Source organism: Microbacterium sp. XT11 (genome assembly GCF_001513675.1).
Lineage (GTDB): Bacteria > Actinomycetota > Actinomycetes > Actinomycetales > Microbacteriaceae > Microbacterium.
This window is the reverse complement of sequence record NZ_CP013859.1, coordinates 967,452-984,805: the sequence shown is the minus strand read 5'-3', so window position 1 is coordinate 984,805 and position 17,354 is coordinate 967,452. Positions and strand designations below refer to the sequence as shown.

The window sequence follows — 17,354 nt, the reverse complement described above, 5'->3', positions numbered from 1 at the left end:
GTCAGCGATGCACGACGGGCAGGAGGGGCCCGCTCCGGAGCACGGCGCACCGGAGCCCGGTGATCGGCGCGCGACCACGGCGGATGCCGGGTCCGGCGCACTTCCCGCGGCCGGCACCGTCGCCCGCGTGCACGCAGCGGTGACGGGATGGTCGCGCGGACGCAAGATCCTCGCTCTCGGCTCCGCCCTCGTCGGCGGAGGCCTCATCGCGTTCGGGATCGCCACGTCCGGAACAGCCGACCCCGGCGCGCTCGCGCAAGAGCCCGTCACCACGTACGCCGACCGCGTCGACCCGACACCCGGCGCACGGGTCCCTTCGGGCGAGCGGCCCGTCGCCGACCCGCCCGGCTCCCCCGGCGACACGCGGGTGCACGACGCGTCGCGCCCGCCGGCGGCCTCGACCGACGACCCGGAGGAACGCACCGGCGACGAGCCGGCGACGCCGGGAGCATCCGCCCCGCACCCCGGTGAGCCCGGCACGACCGCCCCCGCACCCGAAACGCCGGCACCGACCCCCGGACCATCGGCGCCGACGAACCCCGGCACCCCCGCGCCCGGCACCGGCACTCCGGCGCCCGGAACCCCCGCGCCGGGAACTCCCGCACCGGGCACTCCGGCACCCGGTACGCCCTCGCCCGGTACGCCCTCGCCCGGAACTCCCGCGCCGGGCACTCCGGCACCCGGCACCCCGGCGCCCACCGATCCGGCGACGGCCCCTGCACCCCTCGGCTTCGCCGGGCTGACAAGCGACTTCGTCGAGGTCCTCGGCATCAAGCTCATCGGCAGTTACACGCTGTCGCTGACCGGTCAGCCCGGTGCCACGGCATCCGTCACCTACGGAGGCAGGAGCGTCAGGTCCGTGACCTTCGACGCCGCAGGACGCGCGACGGCCACCGTGGGCAGATCGCTCGTCGACCTGGGACTGTCGAACCCGACGATCCGGGTCGCGTACACGGACGGCACCGCCGGAGCCGCCATCGAGGCCCCGCGCGACTCCCTCTGAGCCGACCGGGATTCCCTGCAAACCCTCGGCCGATGGGGAGTTCTCCCCAGGGACGACGGCGACCCCGTGCCGTTACGCTGGACCGCGGGGGATCGCCGTCGTGTCCCCGTGCGAACGAGGAGACTGCCATGAACGACCCCTACGCGCCCGGCCCTTCCGCGCCGTCGGCCCCACCGCCTCCCGCTCCCCCCTCGCTCGCGACGCCTGCCGGCGCGACGACGCCGGTCGCGCCGCCGCCCGCTCCGGCGCCGCCCGCCGCATCAGCAGCCACGCCGCGGCCCGCCGCCCCGGCCGGCACGGCTCCTACCCCCGGCGGCGGCGCCAAGAGCGCGCCGACCGAGGCCGAACTCGCACGTGCCGGCGCCGTGCTCAAGGTCGTCTCCGACGCCTACTCGGCGAAGATGGTGGGCCAGGGGCGGCTGCGCATGAGCCTGCTCATCGCGCTGATCGCCGGCGGTCACATCCTGCTCGAGAGCGTCCCCGGCCTCGCCAAGACCACCGCCGCCAGCACGCTCGCCGACACGGTGAAGGCCCGCTTCAAGCGCATCCAGTGCACACCGGACCTGCTGCCGAGCGACATCACCGGCAACCAGATCTACGACGCGGCGACGGGCTCGTTCCGCACCGTGCTCGGCCCGGTGCACGCCAACTTCGTGCTGCTCGACGAGATCAACCGCTCCAGCGCGAAGACGCAGAGCGCCATGCTCGAGGCGATGCAGGAGCACCAGACCACGATCGGCGGAGAGATCCACCCGCTGCCGAAGCCGTTCCTCGTGATCGCGACGCAGAACCCCATCGAGCAGGAGGGCACCTACGAGCTCCCCGAGGCGCAGATGGACCGCTTCCTGCTCAAGGAGATCGTGGAGTACCCGAGCCCTGCCGAGGAGTTCGAGATCCTCGGGCGCATCGACTCCGGCGTGCTCGACCCCGACCGCCACGTCTCCAGCGCCGTGACGCTCGACGACGTGCGGCTGCTGCAGGACGTGGCGAGCCGCATCTACGTCGACCCCGCCGTGCGGAACTACATCGTGTCGCTCACCTACGTCACGCGGAACCCCGCGCCGTACATCGGCGAGGAGCGCGCCCGCTACATCAAGTACGGCGCGAGCCCGCGGGCGAGCATCGCGTTCCTGCAGGCCTCGCGCGCCCTCGCCCTGCTCAACGGCCGCGCGCACGTGCTGCCGGAGGACATCCGCTCGCTCCGTCACCTCGTGCTGCGGCACCGTGTGCTGCTGACGTTCGAGGCCGACGCCGAAGGCATCCGCAGCGAGGAGATCATCGACCAGATCTTCGCCGCCGTGCCGACCCCCTGAGAGCCCGCATGCCCAGCCTGATCACCCGGGTCAAGAGCAAGCTCTTCATCCACTCGTCGCGCAAGTCGCTGCACGCCCTCGACGGCGCGTACGCGTCGCTGCTGCACGGTGCGGGGTTCGACTTCGAAGACCTGCGCAAGTACGAGTACGGCGACCAGGTGCGCGACATCGACTGGCGCGCGACGGCACGCATGGGAACGCCGTTGGTCAAGCGGCACAGGGCCACGCGCATGCACACCATCCTCTTCGCCGTCGACACGGGCAGGTCGATGGGGGCTCTCGCGCACGACGAACGACCGAAGAAGGAGCTCGCGATCCTCGCGACCGGGGTGCTGGGCGTTCTCACGCTGCGCCACGGCGACGACTTCACCGTCGTCTATGGCGACGCGTCCGGGGCCAGGCGCCTCGCCCCCGCACGCAGCGAGGGGGCACTCGAGCACGCGCTGCGCACCATCGACAGCGCCATCGACGAGAGCACGGCGCCCAGCGACCGCGACACGCTGCTCTCGTTCATCACCCGCACGATCTCGCGACGCATGATCGTCGTCATCGTGACCGACGAGGCCCCCGTGACGGCCGAGACGGAACGGATGCTGCGCCGCCTCCGCGTGCAGCACGACGTCGTGTGGCTCACGATCCGCGATGCCGATGTGGTGCTCGACCACGCCGCGTCCGGCATCCGCACCGACGTCGACACGATGTGGGACGTGCCCGACTTCGTGCAGGGCGACGCCGACATCGTGCGGGAGCTGACCGCCCAGTCCGAAGCGGATGCCGCGCGGCTGGCCGACGTCCTGACGCGCCTGGAGATCAGCCACGGCGTGCTCGACGGACAGGACGACGCCGTCACGCAGCTGCTGCAGCTGCTGAACCGGAGGTCGCATGCCCGGCTCTGACGACCTCTATCCACCGGCGCAGTACAGCGGATGGTGGATGCTGCTCGCCTTCGGCATCATCGTGCTGCTCGTGGCGGCGGCATGGATCGTGATCGCGCTCACGCGCCCCCGCCGCAGCGTCACGGTGTACGACCCCGCGTCCGGCGCACAGCCGCTGCAGACCATGGACGTGCTGTCGCAGCTGCGGCTGGAGTACCTGGAGCGCATCGGCCTCATCGAGCAGGACTACCGCGATCGGCGCCTGAGCGCCCGCAACGCCAACTACGAGCTGAGCAAGGTCGTGCGCACGTTCGTCAACGAGTACAGCGGCCTGGAGGCTCCCGTGCTCGCGCTCGACGACCTCGTCGCCCGCGGCGTGCACCCGGCGCTCATCGACGCGATCGGGCGCCACTACTACCCCAGCATCTTCCGGCAGGGCCCCGCCATCGACCCGATCGCCGGGGCCGAGGCCGCCAGGACGGTGGTGCGCACATGGCACTAGCGTTCTGGTGGATGCTGCTCGTGGCGGCGGGCGTGGTCGTGGTGGCCGTCGGGATCGGCCTCCTGCTGGGGCTGCGCGGGCGCCCGCGCACGGCAGCAGGAGAGCGGGCGCGCATCGCCCGTGCCGAACGGCTGCGGGCCCTTCCGACCTTCCGCTCAGCGCTGCGCCGGAGAGTGCTCGCGCTCACCGGCATCCTCGCGCTGGGCGCGGTGGCGACGATGGCGGCCGGCGCTGTGGCAGCCCGGCCCCAGACGTCGCAGACCATCCAGCCCGTCAACACCAGCCGCGACATCATGCTGTGTCTCGACGTCTCGGGCTCCATGAGCGAGGTCGACGTCGAGGTGCTGAGCGTGTTCGAGGAACTGCTCGAGAGCTTCAAGGGCGAACGCATCGGGCTTACGATCTTCAACAGCTCGCCCGTGCAGATCTTCCCCCTCACCGACGACTACCCCTTCGTGCAGGAGCACCTCCAGAGCATCCGCGAGAGCTTCGACTACGTCGACGAGATCCCGGAGCACTGGGTGGGGACCCTCAACGGCGACGGGGCCTCGCTCATCGGCGACGGCCTCGCCGCGTGCACCATGGCCTTCGACCACCCCGACGACGAACGATCGCGCTCGATCATCTTCGCCACCGACAACGAGGTCAACGGCGCCTCGATCGTCACGCTCGAAGAGGCCGCCGGATACGCGAAGTCGGTCGGCGTGCGGGTGTTCGCCCTCAACCCGGTGCAGGGCAAGGACGCAGATGTGAGCGCGCAGCTCGCCGCGGCAGCCGAGACCACAGGCGGCGCTGCCTACGGCCTGCGCGACACGACGACCGTGGGCGACATCGTCGCCGAAGTGCAGAAGCAGGAGGCCACCGAGCTCAAGGGACAGGCACGGGTCGTGTGGAGCGACAACCCGAACCTGTGGATCGTGGTGCTGATGATCGCGATGCTGTCGTTCGTGGTCGTGCTCTGGAGGGTGAAGCTGTGATCCTCCAGCCCGTGCTCAACGTCTTCCTCCTCCTGCTCTTCTTCGCGCCGGTCGCCGCGCTCGGCGTCATGGCGCTGGTGAAGGCGCCCACCGGCGGCCTCAAGGGCCTGTGGGTGATGCGACTGGTCATGCTGCTCGCGTGCTTCGTCATGCTGCTGCGTCCCGGCATCCCGGGCGGAGCCGCCCGCACGCTCGCGACCGACACCGACATCGTGCTCGTGGTCGACACGACGGCGAGCATCGTCGCGGAGGACTGGAACGGCGACGAACCGCGCCTCGACGGGGTCCGCGACGACATCCGGTCGATCGTCGAGGAGTACCCCGGCGCGCGCTTCGCGCTCATCACCTTCGCGGCGTCGGCCGATCTCCGGATGCCGCTGACGACCGACACGACGGCACTGATCTCGTCGCTCGAGGTGCTGCGCCCCGAGGTGACGAGCAGGTCGCACGGCAGCTCCATCGGGATCGCCAACAAGCTGCTGTCCGACACCCTCGCCTCGGCTGCGAAGTCGTCACCCGACCGCTCGCGCATGGTCTACTACTTCGGCGACGGAGAGCAGACGGTGAGCACGCAGCCCGAGTCGTTCAGCAGCAGCGCGAAACTCACGGATGCGGGCGCCGTCTTCGGGTACGGCACCGACGAGGGCGCGCCCATGCGGCTCACCTCGGGCGACGTGTCGGAGACGGGAGCCGGGTCGGGGGAGTACATCGAGTACCAGGGCGAGAAGGCTCTGTCGTTCATCGACGAGAAGAACCTGCAGGCGATCGCCGATGAGCTCGGCGTGCCGTACCAGCATCGCTCCGCGGACTCCCGCGTCGAGTTGCCCGACGCGCCGTCGACGACGACGTCCTACGCGGAGTCGGGCGAGGTGGGCAACGTCACGGAGCTGTACTGGATCGCGGCCCTGCTCGTGGCAGCTCTGCTCGGTGTCGAACTGGCGCGCGCCACGATGCTCATCGCCCGGCTGAGGCTGCTCCGGCCCGACCGCCGCACGATGCCCGGAGGGGGATCATGACCACCACCACGGACGCGCCGGCGGTCACGGATGCCGCGGCCGCGGCATCCGCCCTGCTCGCGTCGAACCGGCGCCGGCGACGCATCCGGTTCTGGATCGCGATCGGCACGCTGCCGGTCACGCTGTTCGGGCTGCTCGTGGTGGGCAAGATCCTCAGCATGTACGCGTTCGCGCATCAGGCAGTCTCGGCGTACGTCGTCGACGACTACGCAGGTTCCGAGGCCTCGGCGCACGGGCAGGAGTTCCTGAACTGGTTCGAGCCGTACAAGGCGCCCTTCAACGTCGGCACCGCGCTGGCCGGCGCAGAGAAGCTGCCCGAGGCCAGGGCCGAGCTCGAGAAGGCTCTCGATCTCGCGCACGGACTCGAGGTGTGCGGTGTGCGGATCAACCTCGCCCTCGTGATCGAGCGGATGGGCGACGCCGCACGCGCAGACGGCGACGGCGAGAAGGCGGCCGAGCTGTACGGCGAGGCGCTCACCGTCACCGCCGAGATGCCCCCCGAGTGCGACAGCGAGGAAGCGCAGAAGCAGTCGTCGGATCCGGAGCGCGACATGCAGAAGACCACAGACGACCTCGAGGACCGTCTCAAGCAGAAGCAGCAGGAGCAGCAGCAGCCGCAGGAGCCCTCGCAGCCGCAGGAGCAGGAGCCGCAGCAGCAGGAGCCGCAGCCGTCGGAGGACAAGCTCGACGACCTCAAGGACAAGCTGGAGCAGGGCACGCAGGAGCGCGATCAGCAGCAGGGCGGCGACGAGCCCGGGGGCTCGGGAACGGACAAGCCATGGTGATGGATCGGGAGAAGCAGCGCCAGCGCTACCTCGCCGGCACCGAGGGCGCGCCTCCCCTGCCGCCACCGGGGGGCTACCGCGGGGCGCGTCGTCAGCAGCCGGCCCCTGCTCCGCGCGCGGCGGGAGGTGCGGCGGGCGCGGCCGGCGGTGCCGCCGGAGCCGGGCTGCCCGGTGTGCAGACGATCGCCGTCGACGAGAGCGCGCAGAGGCAGCCGTCGAGCGTGTTCAGCCGTGTCGTGCTCGGCGTGGCCGGGCTGTTCGCGCTCGTGCTGCTGGGCACTCTCGTCGCGGGAGGCACCGACGTGCTGTACGGCGTGACGATGCTCGCTCTGCAGCTCGTGGTCGTGGCCCTCGTGATCGCCGCCATTGTGTCGCCGCGAGGACGGATGCTCGGCGGGATCGCCCTCGCGGTGACCCTCGTCTTCAACGTCGCGACGGTCGGCGGCCTCAGCGCCCTGCAGACGTCGGCATCCGGCAGCTACACCGGCATGAAGTCCGACAAGCAGAAGCACGAGGAGGCGTACCCCGGCATCAAGGGGCAGAATCCGCAGGACGCCCTCGACCAGCCGTCGCTCGAAGAGGTCAGAGCGGATGCCGAGGGCCTGTTCGCCGACATCCGCGAACGCGTGACCGCGGAGTTCGGGTACGACTGGGTGCAGGTGGGAGACGAAGACCTGCGCCCGGAGCGCAACGGCTACGGCGGCGAGTCCATGCTCATCGAGTACACGTCGACCGGCTGGGCCACGACGGAGCCGATCAACGACTATCAGCGCAAGCTCGCCGTCATGGATGTCATCGACGAGGTGGTCGCCGAACACGGGCTGTACTCGCTGTACGCCTTCAACGACCCCACCGTGTCGGGGATCGACCCGTCGATGATCGCGAAGCTCTACGGCAGCGACGATCCGCGCACGCAGCACACGTGGGAGTGGTACACCGAGGACTATCCCGACCCGCTGCGCTTCTACGCCGACATCTACGACCTGTCGAACGGCGACGACGGCTTCCGCAGCGCCCGCGAGGCGCAGAACGCGCGCACGGGAGAGCCGCTCGAAGGGCTGCAGATCGTCGTGCTCGCGAGCGGCGTGCTCAGCGAGGCCGACCGGGCGGCGTTCCAGGAGAAGCTCAAGGAGTATCCGGGGTTCTACTGAACCGCGGTCGACGGGCGCCAGGAGACCGACGCCCGTCGAGTGAGCCGGACGCGCCCTCGGCGACCCGCGGTCGTCGTGGCCCGTTGTGCGCGGACGCGCCCGGCTCGGAGATCACTGAGCGCCGATGGACTCCAGCACGTGGTGCCCCTGGTTCAGGTAGACGTTGATGCCGCGCACCTGGCCGAGCATCGCCTGGCACTCGGGGCTCAGCGTGGTCAGATCGATCGCCGCGATGCCCGGAGTGCTCGTCCAGCCGGCCTGAGCGGTCTCGCACCACGTCCAGTCCGGGCCGAGCTGCAGCGCGGCCTTGGCGTCGAAGCCGGTCGTCGACGAGACGTCGAGCAGGACCTCGGTGCGACCGCTCAGATCGAGCGCGCCGGTCCAGCTCACCCATCGCGTCGACGGCGCCCTGCTCGTCGATCTCCGCGTCGACGATCCGCGCACCGCCTATTTCACCGAGCATCCGGAGTTCGCGACGGTGGCCGTGGCCGACCCCTCGGCCGCGCCGGGGCTCACGACGGTGTGGACCGACGACGCCGAAGCCATGCGCGAAGCCGTGCGCGCGCTCGCGGAGCTGGGGCACCGGCGCATCGCCCGCGTCGCCGGGCTCCCTGGCCTCGCGCACACCCAGATCCGCGACGCGGCGTTCCGCGAGGAGACGGCAGCCCTCGGCTGCGAGGGCCTGCTGCTGCGGACGGACTACTCGCCCGAGCAGGGCGTGGCGGTGACCGAAGAGGCGCTGCGCCGGCCGGATGCCCCCCACGGCCTTCGTGTACGACAACGACATCATGGCGATCGCAGCCCTCGGTGCCCTGCAGCGCTCGGGCGTGCGCTGCCCGGATGACGTCTCGATCATCGCGTGGGACGACTCGCTCATCTGCCGCCACACCGCGCCGCGCCTCTCCGCCCTCAGCCACGACGTGGTCGCGTTCGGAGCGCATGCGGCACGCAGGCTGTTCGAGGTGCTCGGCGGCGCCCAGCCCGCTGGGCACTTGGACTCGACCCCGAGTCTCATCGTGCGCGAGTCGATGGGACCGGCGCGCCGCGGCTAGCGCTCAGACCGCGAGGCGCTCGGCGAGCCACGCCGCCTGACGCTGCCAGTGCACGCCCAGTCCGCCCTCGTGCTGGTTGAACGGGTACGCCACCACCTCCGCGCCGCCGCGGTGACGGTTGGCCGCCGCGTACACGGTCGACGGAGGGCAGACCTGGTCCATCAGGGCCACCGAATAGAGGGCGGGAGCGGATGCTCGCGCTGCGAAGTTCACGCCGTCGAAGTACGACAGCGTGCGGAACACCGGCTCGACGGCATCCCGATGCACCGACAGGTAACGCACGATCTCCTGGTACGGGTCGGAGTCGGTGAGCCCGACCGCGCGCTCGAAGTGGCAGAGGAACGGCACATCGGGCATGACGCCGACGAGTCCCTCGCTCAGTCCGGCGGCGGCGATCGCGAGCCCGCCGCCCTGGCTGCCGCCGGTGACCGCGACGCGCGCGGCATCGACTTCGGGCAGGCCGCGCACGGCGTCGACGAAGAGCGCGGCATCCGTCATCACACGCCGGTAGTAGTACTCCTCGGGGTCGAGGATGCCGCGGGTCATGAACCCGGGCACCGCGGGGCCGGCACCGTGCGGGTCGGGCGTCGATCCGCCCGTCCCCCAGACGCTGCCCTGTCCGCGCGTGTCCATGAACGCCCACGCGTAACCGGATGCCGCCCAGCCGAGGCGCTCGTGCGGGAGGCCGCGGCCACCGCCGTAGCCGTTGTACTCGATGACCGTCGGCAGCGGCCCCTGCGCGCCCGCGGGCACGACGAGCCATCCGCGCACCCGGTCTCCGCCGAAGCCGCTGAACTCGAGGTCGTACACATCGACGAGCGTCAGCGGGCCGTCGACCGGCGTCCGCGTCGTCGGCGCCGCGAGCGCACGCGACTCGGCGAGGGTGCGCTGCCAGAACGCGTCGAAGTCGGCGGGCTCGGCGACGTCGGGTCGGTACTCGCGCAGCTCGGCGGGTGACAGGTCGAATCGAGGCATGGGGGTGCTCCAGGTCGTTGCGGCGGGTCAGGAACACGCTATTGCAGGACGCCGTCCGCCGGGAACAGGCGAACGGCCGAGAACAGGATGCGCGCGGCATCCGTCCTGATCTGGGGCGGTGTTCCCGATCCCGGCACGCCGCACCCGTCGTCCCGCCTGGCACCGCCGAAACAGCCGACACGCCGCCGATAGACTGGGGAGCATGTCCAAGGTCCTTCAGTCACTGCCCGTCGGCGAGCGCGTCGGCATCGCCTTCTCCGGAGGACTCGACACCTCCGTCGCCGTCGCGTGGATGCGCGACAAGGGCGCCGTGCCGTTCACCTACACCGGCGACCTCGGGCAGTACGACGAAGACGACATCGCGTCGATCCCGGGTCGCGCGCTGGAGTACGGCGCCGAGGCATCGCGCCTCATCGACTGCAAGACCGCCCTGGTCGAAGAGGGCTTCGTCGCCCTCTCCTGCGGCGCGTTCCACATCCGCTCGGGCGGCAAGACCTACTTCAACACCACCCCCCTCGGCCGCGCCGTCACCGGCACGCTGCTCGTGCGGGCGATGAAGGAAGACGGCGTCGACATCTGGGGCGACGGCTCCACCTACAAGGGCAACGACATCGAGCGGTTCTACCGCTACGGCCTGCTCGCCAACCCCCGCCTGCGCATCTACAAGCCGTGGCTCGACGCCGACTTCGTCAGCGAGCTCGGCGGACGCCAGGAGATGAGCGAGTGGCTCGTCGCCCACGGCTTCCCGTACCGCGACTCCGCCGAGAAGGCGTACTCCACCGACGCCAACATCTGGGGCGCCACGCACGAGGCCAAGACGCTGGAGCACCTCGACGTGTCGCTCGAGACCGTCGACCCCATCATGGGCGTGAAGTTCTGGGACCCGTCGGTCGCCATCGAGACCGAAGACGTCACCGTGACCTTCGACGGCGGTCGTCCGGTCGCCATCAACGGCACCGAGTACAGCGACCCGGTGGCCCTCGTCATGGAGGCGAACGCGATCGGCGGTCGCCACGGCCTCGGCATGAGCGACCAGATCGAGAACCGCATCATCGAGGCGAAGTCGCGCGGCATCTACGAGGCGCCTGGCATGGCGCTGCTGTTCATCGCCTATGAGCGCCTCGTCAACGGCATCCTCAACGAGGACACCCTCGCGACCTATCACGAGCAGGGCCGCCGTCTCGGCCGTCTCATGTACGAGGGACGCTGGCTGGAGCCGCAGTCGCTCATGCTGCGCGAGTCCATCCAGCGCTGGGTCGGCTCGACGATCTCGGGCACCGTCACGATCCGCCTGCGCCGCGGAGACGACTGGACGATCCTCGACACCGTCTCGCCGAACCTCTCCTACGGCCCCGAGAAGCTATCGATGGAGCGCGTCGGCGACGCGGCCTTCGGCCCGGTCGACCGCATCGGCCAGCTGACCATGCGCAACCTCGACATCGCCGACTCGCGCGCCCGCCTGGAGCAGTACGCGAGCCTCGGCCTGGTCGGGGGTGCGACGGGTGAACTGGTCGGACGCGTCACTGCGGGCGAGTCCGGCGAGATCACGGGCTCAGTCGAGGAGGTCGACGAGAAGCTGGCGGATGCCGTCGACACGGCGTCCGAGGGTGCCGCCTTCGACTCCGGCACCGACTGACGGCTGTCTTATCGGAGGGGCGGATGCTGCACAGCATCCGCCCCTCCGTCGTTCCCAGTGACTTCCCCGCCCCCCGAATCGGGGGCGACACGCCACATCGGGGGGCCTCCTCGCGATTCCGTCCCCCGATCTGGCGTGTCGGCCCCCAGATGCGAAGCGACGAGAGGGCGGATGCTGTGAACTCCCCGAGTTATCTTGCACAAGCGTGTGCATCATAAGTACCGTGGAAGCATGACCACTCGTGCACCTCGCCGCGACGCCGTCGAGAACCGCGCCGGCATCCTGTCCGCCGCCCGCTCCACTTTGGCGAGCGACCCCCACGCCTCCGTCGACGTCATCGCACGCAGCGCCGGCCTCTCCCGCCGCACCCTGTACGGGCACTTCGACGACCGCGACGCCCTGATCCGCGAGCTCATCTCGAGCGGTGCCCAGCGCTTCAACGCGATCGCGGAATCGGTGACCGACGACGACTCCCGGCTCGCGCTCGCCCGCCTCGCCTCTCGCCTCTGGGAGGAGGCCGCGCACGTGCAGGTCGCCGCCGCCCTCGCCCTCGACGAGGCGCACGTCGAGCACACCGCCGCCGCGCTCGCACCGCTGCGCCGGGCGGTTGCCGGCCTGGTCGAGCGTGGCCAGGACGACGGGAGCTTCCGGCGCGATCTCGCCGCCCCGACGCTCGCCCGCCTGATCGAGGAGACCGCCCGCACGGCGATCGCCCGGACGGATGCCGCGACCGAAGGAGCGTCGAATCTCGCCGTGCGCGCCGTCCTCAGCATCGCCGGGCTCTCCTGGCGCGAGGTCGATGCGCTGCTGGCCGCACACGCAGGCATCGTCGCGACGGATACGCCTTCATGAGACGATTCGCACCGGGTCATACACTCGACATGCCGAGGAACGCGCCGAACGGAGCACGATGCACAACTCGTTGAGCGTCTTCACGCGCGATGTCCGCCGTCTGGCCCGCGTGAGCAAGGCGTGGATCATCATCATCGGCGTGATCGTCACTCCTTCCCTGTACGCGTGGTTCAACATCATCGCGTTCTGGGATCCGTATTCGAACACGCAGCACGTCAGCGTTGCGATCGTCAATCATGACGAGGGCGCCACCTCCGAGCTCACGGGCGACATCGATGTGGGCGGCGAGCTCGTCGACCAGCTTAAGAAGAACGACCAGCTCGGCTGGGATTTCGTCGACGAGGACGAGGCGATGGATGCTGTCCGCAGCGGACGCAGCTATGCCGCGATCGTCATCCCCGAGGACTTCAGCCGCGACTTCGTCAGCATCACGACCGGCGATTTCACCCGCCCGTCGCTGAAGTACTTCGTGAACGAGAAGGCGAACGCGATCGCTCCGAAGATCACCGACGTCGGCGCCTCGACCCTCGACGCCCAGATCAACAGCACCTTCGTGTCGACGGTCGCGGAAGCCGTGACCGAGCAGCTGAAAGACGCCGGAGAGGGAGCGGAAGACCGCCTCGGCGACGCGCGCGACAACACGGTCACCGCACTCGACGACGCCGTCGGCAAGGTCATGACGGCACGCGAGCGCATCACCGAGCTGCAGACCGGGCTGAGCAACGCCCAGGCCGGACTCGACAGCGCTTCGGCCGCTCTGGGCGACATCGACACCGCTCTCGCCGGCGTGCAGAGCTCGGTCGCGCAAGCCCAGGCAATCGCCGCCGAGGCCCAGCAGGAGCTGCTCTCCTTCACCGATCAGGTGACGTCGGCGTACGTCTCGGGCGCCACCCTGCTCGCCGACGCCTCGTCGAAGATGAACACCTCGATCACGACGCTGTCGACCAGTCTGCAGCAGGCGAACGTCGCGGTCGGCGCCGCGATCGACGACGTCTCGGCCGTGATCGCCGCCAATGCCACGACGCTCGACGAGCTGCAGGAGGTGCTCGACGGCACAGAACCGGGCTCGGATGCCGCGCAGCGCCTCAGCGACGCGATCGACGCCTTGAAGGCGCGCAACGACGCCGACGCCCAGGTGCTCGAGCAGCTCAAACAGCTCAACACCGACGTGTCCACCACGATCGACGCCGTGAAGACCTCCGCCGACACGATCGACTCCGCCGTCAGCTCCGCCTCGACATCCGCAAGCGCCATCCGTGACGCGCTCACACAGAGCGTGCCCGAGCTCAACCATGCGATGTCGGTGCTGTCATCCAGCGCCGACGCCTTCTCCTCCGCCGTCGGCTCGCAGCGCACCCAGCTCACCCAGGCGCAGAACCTGCTCGCGGGACTGAAGACCCAGCTCACGTCGACCACCGCCGCGCTCACGGCACTCGATGGCAACCTCGCCGCCGCGGAGTCCGGTCTCGGAGGCGTGCGCACCGATGTCCTGGCTCTCAGCGCAGCCGACATCTGGAATCGGCTCAGCACGATCAGCGGATTGGATCCCGATCAGATCGCCCGGTTCATGGCCTCTCCCGTCGAGGTCGACGAGAATGTCCTTTTCCCGACCCAGGCGTACGGCTCGGCGATGGCCGCTCTGTTCACGAACCTGTCGCTGTGGATCGGCGCCTTCGTGCTCATGGTGATCATGCGGCTCGAGGTCGACACCGAGGGCGTGGAGGGCGTCACGGTGCGCCAGGCGTACCTCGGCCGCTGGCTGCTGCTCGCGGCGATCGCCGTGTGCCAGGCTGTGCTCGTCACCGTCGGCAACCTCGTCATCGGCGTGCAGACCGCCAATGCGTTCGCGTTCGTCGGCACCGGTGTGCTCATCGGACTCGCCTACCTCAGCATCATCTACGCCCTGTCGGTGTGCTTCGGCATAGTCGGCAAGGGGCTGTGCATCCTCCTCGTGATCTTCCAGATCCCCGGCGCGTCGGGCCTGTATCCGATCGAGATGATGCCGGACTTCTTCCGCGGTCTCTACCCGTTCCTGCCGTTCACCTACGGCATCGACGCCCTGCGCGAGACGATCAGCGGCTTCTACGACGGGCACTGGTGGCGCTTCATGGGCACACTGGCGATCTTCGTCGTGCTCGCCTTCGTGCTCGGGCTCTTCCTGCGCCGCCGTCTGGGCAACTTCGCCCTGCTTTTCAACACCCGTCTCGCTGAGAGCCAGCTGTTCGTGAGCGAGGACGTGCAGATCACGGGCCGCCGCCGCACCCCCGAGATCATCCGCGCTCTGACCGACGGCGACGGCTACCGTGCCGAGGTCGCGCAGCGCACGCGGCGCTTCACCGACCGCTACCCGACCGTGCTGCGACTGACCCTGATCGTCGGCGTCGGCGTCATGGCGATCCTGGGCCTGGCAGCCTGGCTCGCGCCCGACGCGAAGGCCGGGATGCTCGGTCTGGGCGCCCTGTGGTGCCTTATCCTGATCGCGTTCCTCGTGACTCTGGAGTACGCCAAGCAGAGCATTCAGCAGGCCGCCGAAGTGGGCGCGATGCCCGAGAGCGAGCTGCGCCGCGAGCTCGCGGTCGAGAACGGCAAGGATGCTCTCCTGCTTCCCGCCACGGCGGCCGGTGCGGGCGCGGCGGCCGGTGCCGCCGCCGCTCCCACGGCGGTTCTGGAGCGGACGGATGCCGACGAAGACGAGCCGCGCGACGACACCGTCGTGCTGGAAGAGCTCTTCGGCCCGGACCACGACGACGATGGCGACCCGGACGCGCGGGTCCGGCCCGAGACCGTCGACGAGCCGGACGGGCCCAGAGAGTCGAGCGCTCCGACTGAGCCGACCGCACCGATCGGCGAAGACGAGCAGGATCTCGGCGCCCCCGACGGCGGCGGCGATCCGCTCGAAGACACCCGAGAGACCGAAGACCACCCGGCCACCCGTGACGACGACACCCAGGAGGGGCAGGAGCGCAAGTGAAGAACATCCTGAGCGTCTTCCGGTTCGACCTGCGACGGGCCGTCAGCAGCGTCATGGCGGTCATCGTGCTGTTCGGTCTGGTCGTCATCCCCTCGCTGTTCACGTGGTTCAACGTGATCGCGAGCTGGAACCCCTTCGACAACACGAAGAACCTGACGGTCGCCGTCGCCAGCACCGACGAGGGCTACCAGAGTGATCTGGTCCCGATCCGCCTGAACGTGGGCGAGCAGGTGCTCTCGGCCCTGCGCGCGAACGACGACCTGAACTGGGTGATCACCTCGGAGGATAAGGCCATCGAGGGCGCGAAGTCTGGCGAGTACTACGCCGCGATCGTGCTCCCGCCGACGTTCAGCGCCGACATGATGACGTTCTACTCGAACGGCTCGGAGCGCACCTCGATCGAGTACTACACGAACGAGAAGAAGAACGCGCTGGCGCCGAAGATCACCGAGCAGGGTGCAAGCGAGGTCACCTCGCGCATCAACAAGATGTTCACCGAGACCCTCAGCGAGGCGGGGATGAACATCATCACCTCGCTGTCGGGCTACCTCGACGACGCCGACACGCACGCGATGCTGTCCCGCCTGCAGACGCACGCCACCCAGGTGGCCTCGCAGATGCGTTCGGCATCGGCGACAGCCGACATGTTCACGTCTCTGATCGCGTCGAGCCGACCGCTTGTGGACAGCGCATCAGGGCTGGTGTCGGCATCCGGCGACGCCCTCGACGACGCCACGAGCGCGCTCGGTCAGGGCAAGGACGCGGCAGGGTCGCTCAAGAACGTCCTCAGCTCGACGGCCGCGACGATCGGCAACGCTCTCTCGGGGACAGCCGACAGCTACCAGGCGGTCGCCGACAGCATCGACGGCGTGTTCGCCGCGATGAGCACCCAGTCCACCGACTCCGCCGCCGCGATCGAGGCCCTGGCGACACGCGTCCAGACGCAGATCGACCAGTACCAGGCGCTGCGCGACACTCTCGTGAACGACGTCCGTCCGCAGCTACCGGAGGCGACTCTCGACGAGTTCGATCGGGCCGTGTCGCGGATCGACGCAGCGATCGCGAGGCAGCAGGAGCTGCACGACGGCCTCGCGGCGGCTGCGGCGGATGTGACGGCGACGGATGCCGACATCCAGACGCGTCACGCCGAGATCACCGGGCTCGTCGCGAGCGCCAAGACGGCGGTGGAGGACGCACGGAAGGCGTACACCGACAGCCTCAAGCCCAAGCTCGATGCCCTCGCGGACACGCTCGCCGCGATCGGCAGCAGCGTCGACTCGCTGGGCGCGGATCTCGATTCCGTCGCCGATTCGCTCTCCGGAGCAGACTCGCTCGGCACCGCGCTGAGCAACGCCGAATCGCTGACGACGGGGATCTCGGAGTCGCTCACCGAGACGGCGGATCGCTTCGACGAGCTCGCGGCCGCCCTGGCGAATGCCATCGACACCGGCGATCTCAGCGAGCTGACCGAGGTGATCGGCGCGAATCCGCACGCCCTCGCGATGCATCTCGCCGAGCCCGTCGAGCTGAAGCGGGTTCCGGTGTACTCCGTCGTCAGCTTCGGAGCCGCCATGACGCCGCTGTACACAACGCTCGCCCTCTGGGTCGGAGCGCTGCTGATCTCGGTGTCGATCCGGGTGGATCCTCCGCAGGGCGAAGGCTCGCCGCTTCCCGCGCTCTCCCCCAACCAGACCTACCTCGGCCGGTTCGGCATCTTCGCGGTGGTCGGGTTCCTGCAGAGCTCGCTGGTCTGCCTCGGCAGCCTCCTGTTCACGCAGGTCCAGCCGGAGCATCCGTTCCTTCTCCTGCTGACCGGCTGGGTCATGTCGCTCGTGTTCACGCTGATCGTCTACACCTTCGTGGTGACCTTCGGCAACGCCGGCAAGGCGCTGGCCGTGCTGCTGCTCGTGGTGCAGATCTCCAGTTCGGGCGGCGCGTACCCGCTGCAGGTGCTCCCGCAGTGGTTCCAGAACATCAGCCCGTTCCTGCCCGCCACCCACGCGGTCAATGCGATGCGCTCGGCGATCGCCGGCATCTATCACAACGACTACTGGGTGTCTCTCGGCCTGCTCGCCGCGTTCATCGTGCCGGCCCTGCTGCTGGGGCTCGTGCTGCGCCTTCCGCTCATCGGCTTCAACCAGAAGCTGCTGCGCGCCCTGGCCTCCACCAAGCTCATGTGATTCGCGCCGCGGCGCGCTGGGTATGATGCGAGGACGCGTTCTGGAACGCGGACCTGGGCTCTGTGG

16 protein-coding genes are annotated in these 17,354 nt (G+C 69.7%); 14 read left to right on the top strand and 2 right to left on the bottom strand.

Features of this window, described 5'->3' with window-relative positions; translation table 11 throughout:
* The first annotated feature begins 7 nt into the window (after positions 1-7).
* The 8 genes from AB663_RS17110 to AB663_RS04620 all read left to right on the top strand — a co-directional run bounded on the left by AB663_RS17110 (position 8) and on the right by AB663_RS04620 (position 7,622).
* The gene (locus AB663_RS17110; protein WP_067196264.1) at positions 8-1,003 is read left to right on the top strand and encodes a hypothetical protein; all 996 of its coding nucleotides are present in this window, start codon (positions 8-10) and stop codon (positions 1,001-1,003) included.
* A 128-nt stretch (positions 1,004-1,131) separates the two neighbouring features.
* The gene (locus tag AB663_RS04650) at positions 1,132-2,316 is read left to right on the top strand and encodes an AAA family ATPase (RefSeq protein WP_232304637.1); all 1,185 of its coding nucleotides are present in this window, start codon (positions 1,132-1,134) and stop codon (positions 2,314-2,316) included.
* An 8-nt stretch (positions 2,317-2,324) separates the two neighbouring features.
* Positions 2,325-3,212 carry a DUF58 domain-containing protein gene (locus tag AB663_RS04645; RefSeq protein ID WP_067196262.1) on the top strand — a complete coding sequence of 296 codons (888 nt, stop codon included), beginning with the start codon at positions 2,325-2,327 and terminating at the stop codon, positions 3,210-3,212.
* Entirely contained in the window at positions 3,199-3,693 is a 495-nt protein-coding gene (locus AB663_RS04640; protein WP_067196260.1) for a hypothetical protein, read from the top strand. Before AB663_RS04645 ends, AB663_RS04640 begins: the two co-directional genes overlap by 14 nt.
* Positions 3,684-4,670, top strand: coding sequence for a VWA domain-containing protein (locus tag AB663_RS04635; protein WP_232304636.1), 987 nt, complete (start codon positions 3,684-3,686; stop codon positions 4,668-4,670). The genes AB663_RS04640 and AB663_RS04635 overlap by 10 nt, the downstream gene beginning before the upstream one ends.
* Entirely contained in the window at positions 4,667-5,686 is a 1,020-nt protein-coding gene (locus AB663_RS04630) for a vWA domain-containing protein (protein ID WP_067196254.1), read from the top strand. Before AB663_RS04635 ends, AB663_RS04630 begins: the two co-directional genes overlap by 4 nt.
* Positions 5,683-6,471: a tetratricopeptide repeat protein gene (locus tag AB663_RS04625; RefSeq protein ID WP_067196252.1), complete on the top strand. Its 789-nt coding sequence runs from the start codon at positions 5,683-5,685 to the stop codon at positions 6,469-6,471. The genes AB663_RS04630 and AB663_RS04625 overlap by 4 nt, the downstream gene beginning before the upstream one ends.
* On the top strand, positions 6,465-7,622 hold the full coding sequence (locus AB663_RS04620; protein WP_067196250.1) for a hypothetical protein: 1,158 nt from the start codon (positions 6,465-6,467) through the stop codon (positions 7,620-7,622). Before AB663_RS04625 ends, AB663_RS04620 begins: the two co-directional genes overlap by 7 nt.
* A gap of 111 nt (positions 7,623-7,733) precedes the next feature.
* On the opposite strand, the gene AB663_RS04615 is transcribed toward AB663_RS04620, so the two are convergent.
* Positions 7,734-8,012: a hypothetical protein gene (locus AB663_RS04615; RefSeq protein ID WP_067196248.1), complete on the bottom strand. Its 279-nt coding sequence runs from the start codon at positions 8,010-8,012 to the stop codon at positions 7,734-7,736.
* On the opposite strand from AB663_RS04615, the gene AB663_RS04610 reads away from it, so the two are divergent.
* On the top strand, positions 7,975-8,466 hold the full coding sequence (locus AB663_RS04610; protein ID WP_067196247.1) for a LacI family transcriptional regulator: 492 nt from the start codon (positions 7,975-7,977) through the stop codon (positions 8,464-8,466). The genes AB663_RS04615 and AB663_RS04610 overlap by 38 nt on opposite strands.
* Complete coding sequence (locus tag AB663_RS04605; protein ID WP_067196246.1) at positions 8,411-8,674, top strand: substrate-binding domain-containing protein; 264 nt, start codon at positions 8,411-8,413, stop codon at positions 8,672-8,674. Before AB663_RS04610 ends, AB663_RS04605 begins: the two co-directional genes overlap by 56 nt.
* A 3-nt stretch (positions 8,675-8,677) precedes the next feature.
* Here the strand turns inward: AB663_RS04605 and AB663_RS04600 are convergent, their stop codons facing one another.
* On the bottom strand, positions 8,678-9,649 hold the full coding sequence (locus AB663_RS04600) for an acetylxylan esterase (protein WP_067196244.1): 972 nt from the start codon (positions 9,647-9,649) through the stop codon (positions 8,678-8,680).
* A gap of 202 nt (positions 9,650-9,851) precedes the next feature.
* On the opposite strand from AB663_RS04600, the gene argG reads away from it, so the two are divergent.
* The 4 genes from argG (at position 9,852) to AB663_RS04580 (ending at position 17,288) form a co-directional block, all read left to right on the top strand.
* Positions 9,852-11,285 (top strand): argininosuccinate synthase, encoded by a 1,434-nt coding sequence (argG, locus tag AB663_RS04595; protein ID WP_067196242.1) that lies wholly within the window; start codon positions 9,852-9,854, stop codon positions 11,283-11,285.
* A gap of 231 nt (positions 11,286-11,516) precedes the next feature.
* Entirely contained in the window at positions 11,517-12,137 is a 621-nt protein-coding gene (locus AB663_RS04590; RefSeq protein ID WP_067196234.1) for a TetR/AcrR family transcriptional regulator, read from the top strand.
* Between the two features lie 58 nt (positions 12,138-12,195).
* Complete coding sequence (locus AB663_RS04585; RefSeq protein ID WP_157540871.1) at positions 12,196-15,108, top strand: YhgE/Pip domain-containing protein; 2,913 nt, start codon at positions 12,196-12,198, stop codon at positions 15,106-15,108.
* Complete coding sequence (locus AB663_RS04580; protein WP_067196231.1) at positions 15,105-17,288, top strand: YhgE/Pip domain-containing protein; 2,184 nt, start codon at positions 15,105-15,107, stop codon at positions 17,286-17,288. Before AB663_RS04585 ends, AB663_RS04580 begins: the two co-directional genes overlap by 4 nt.
* Positions 17,289-17,354: the final 66 nt, after the last annotated feature.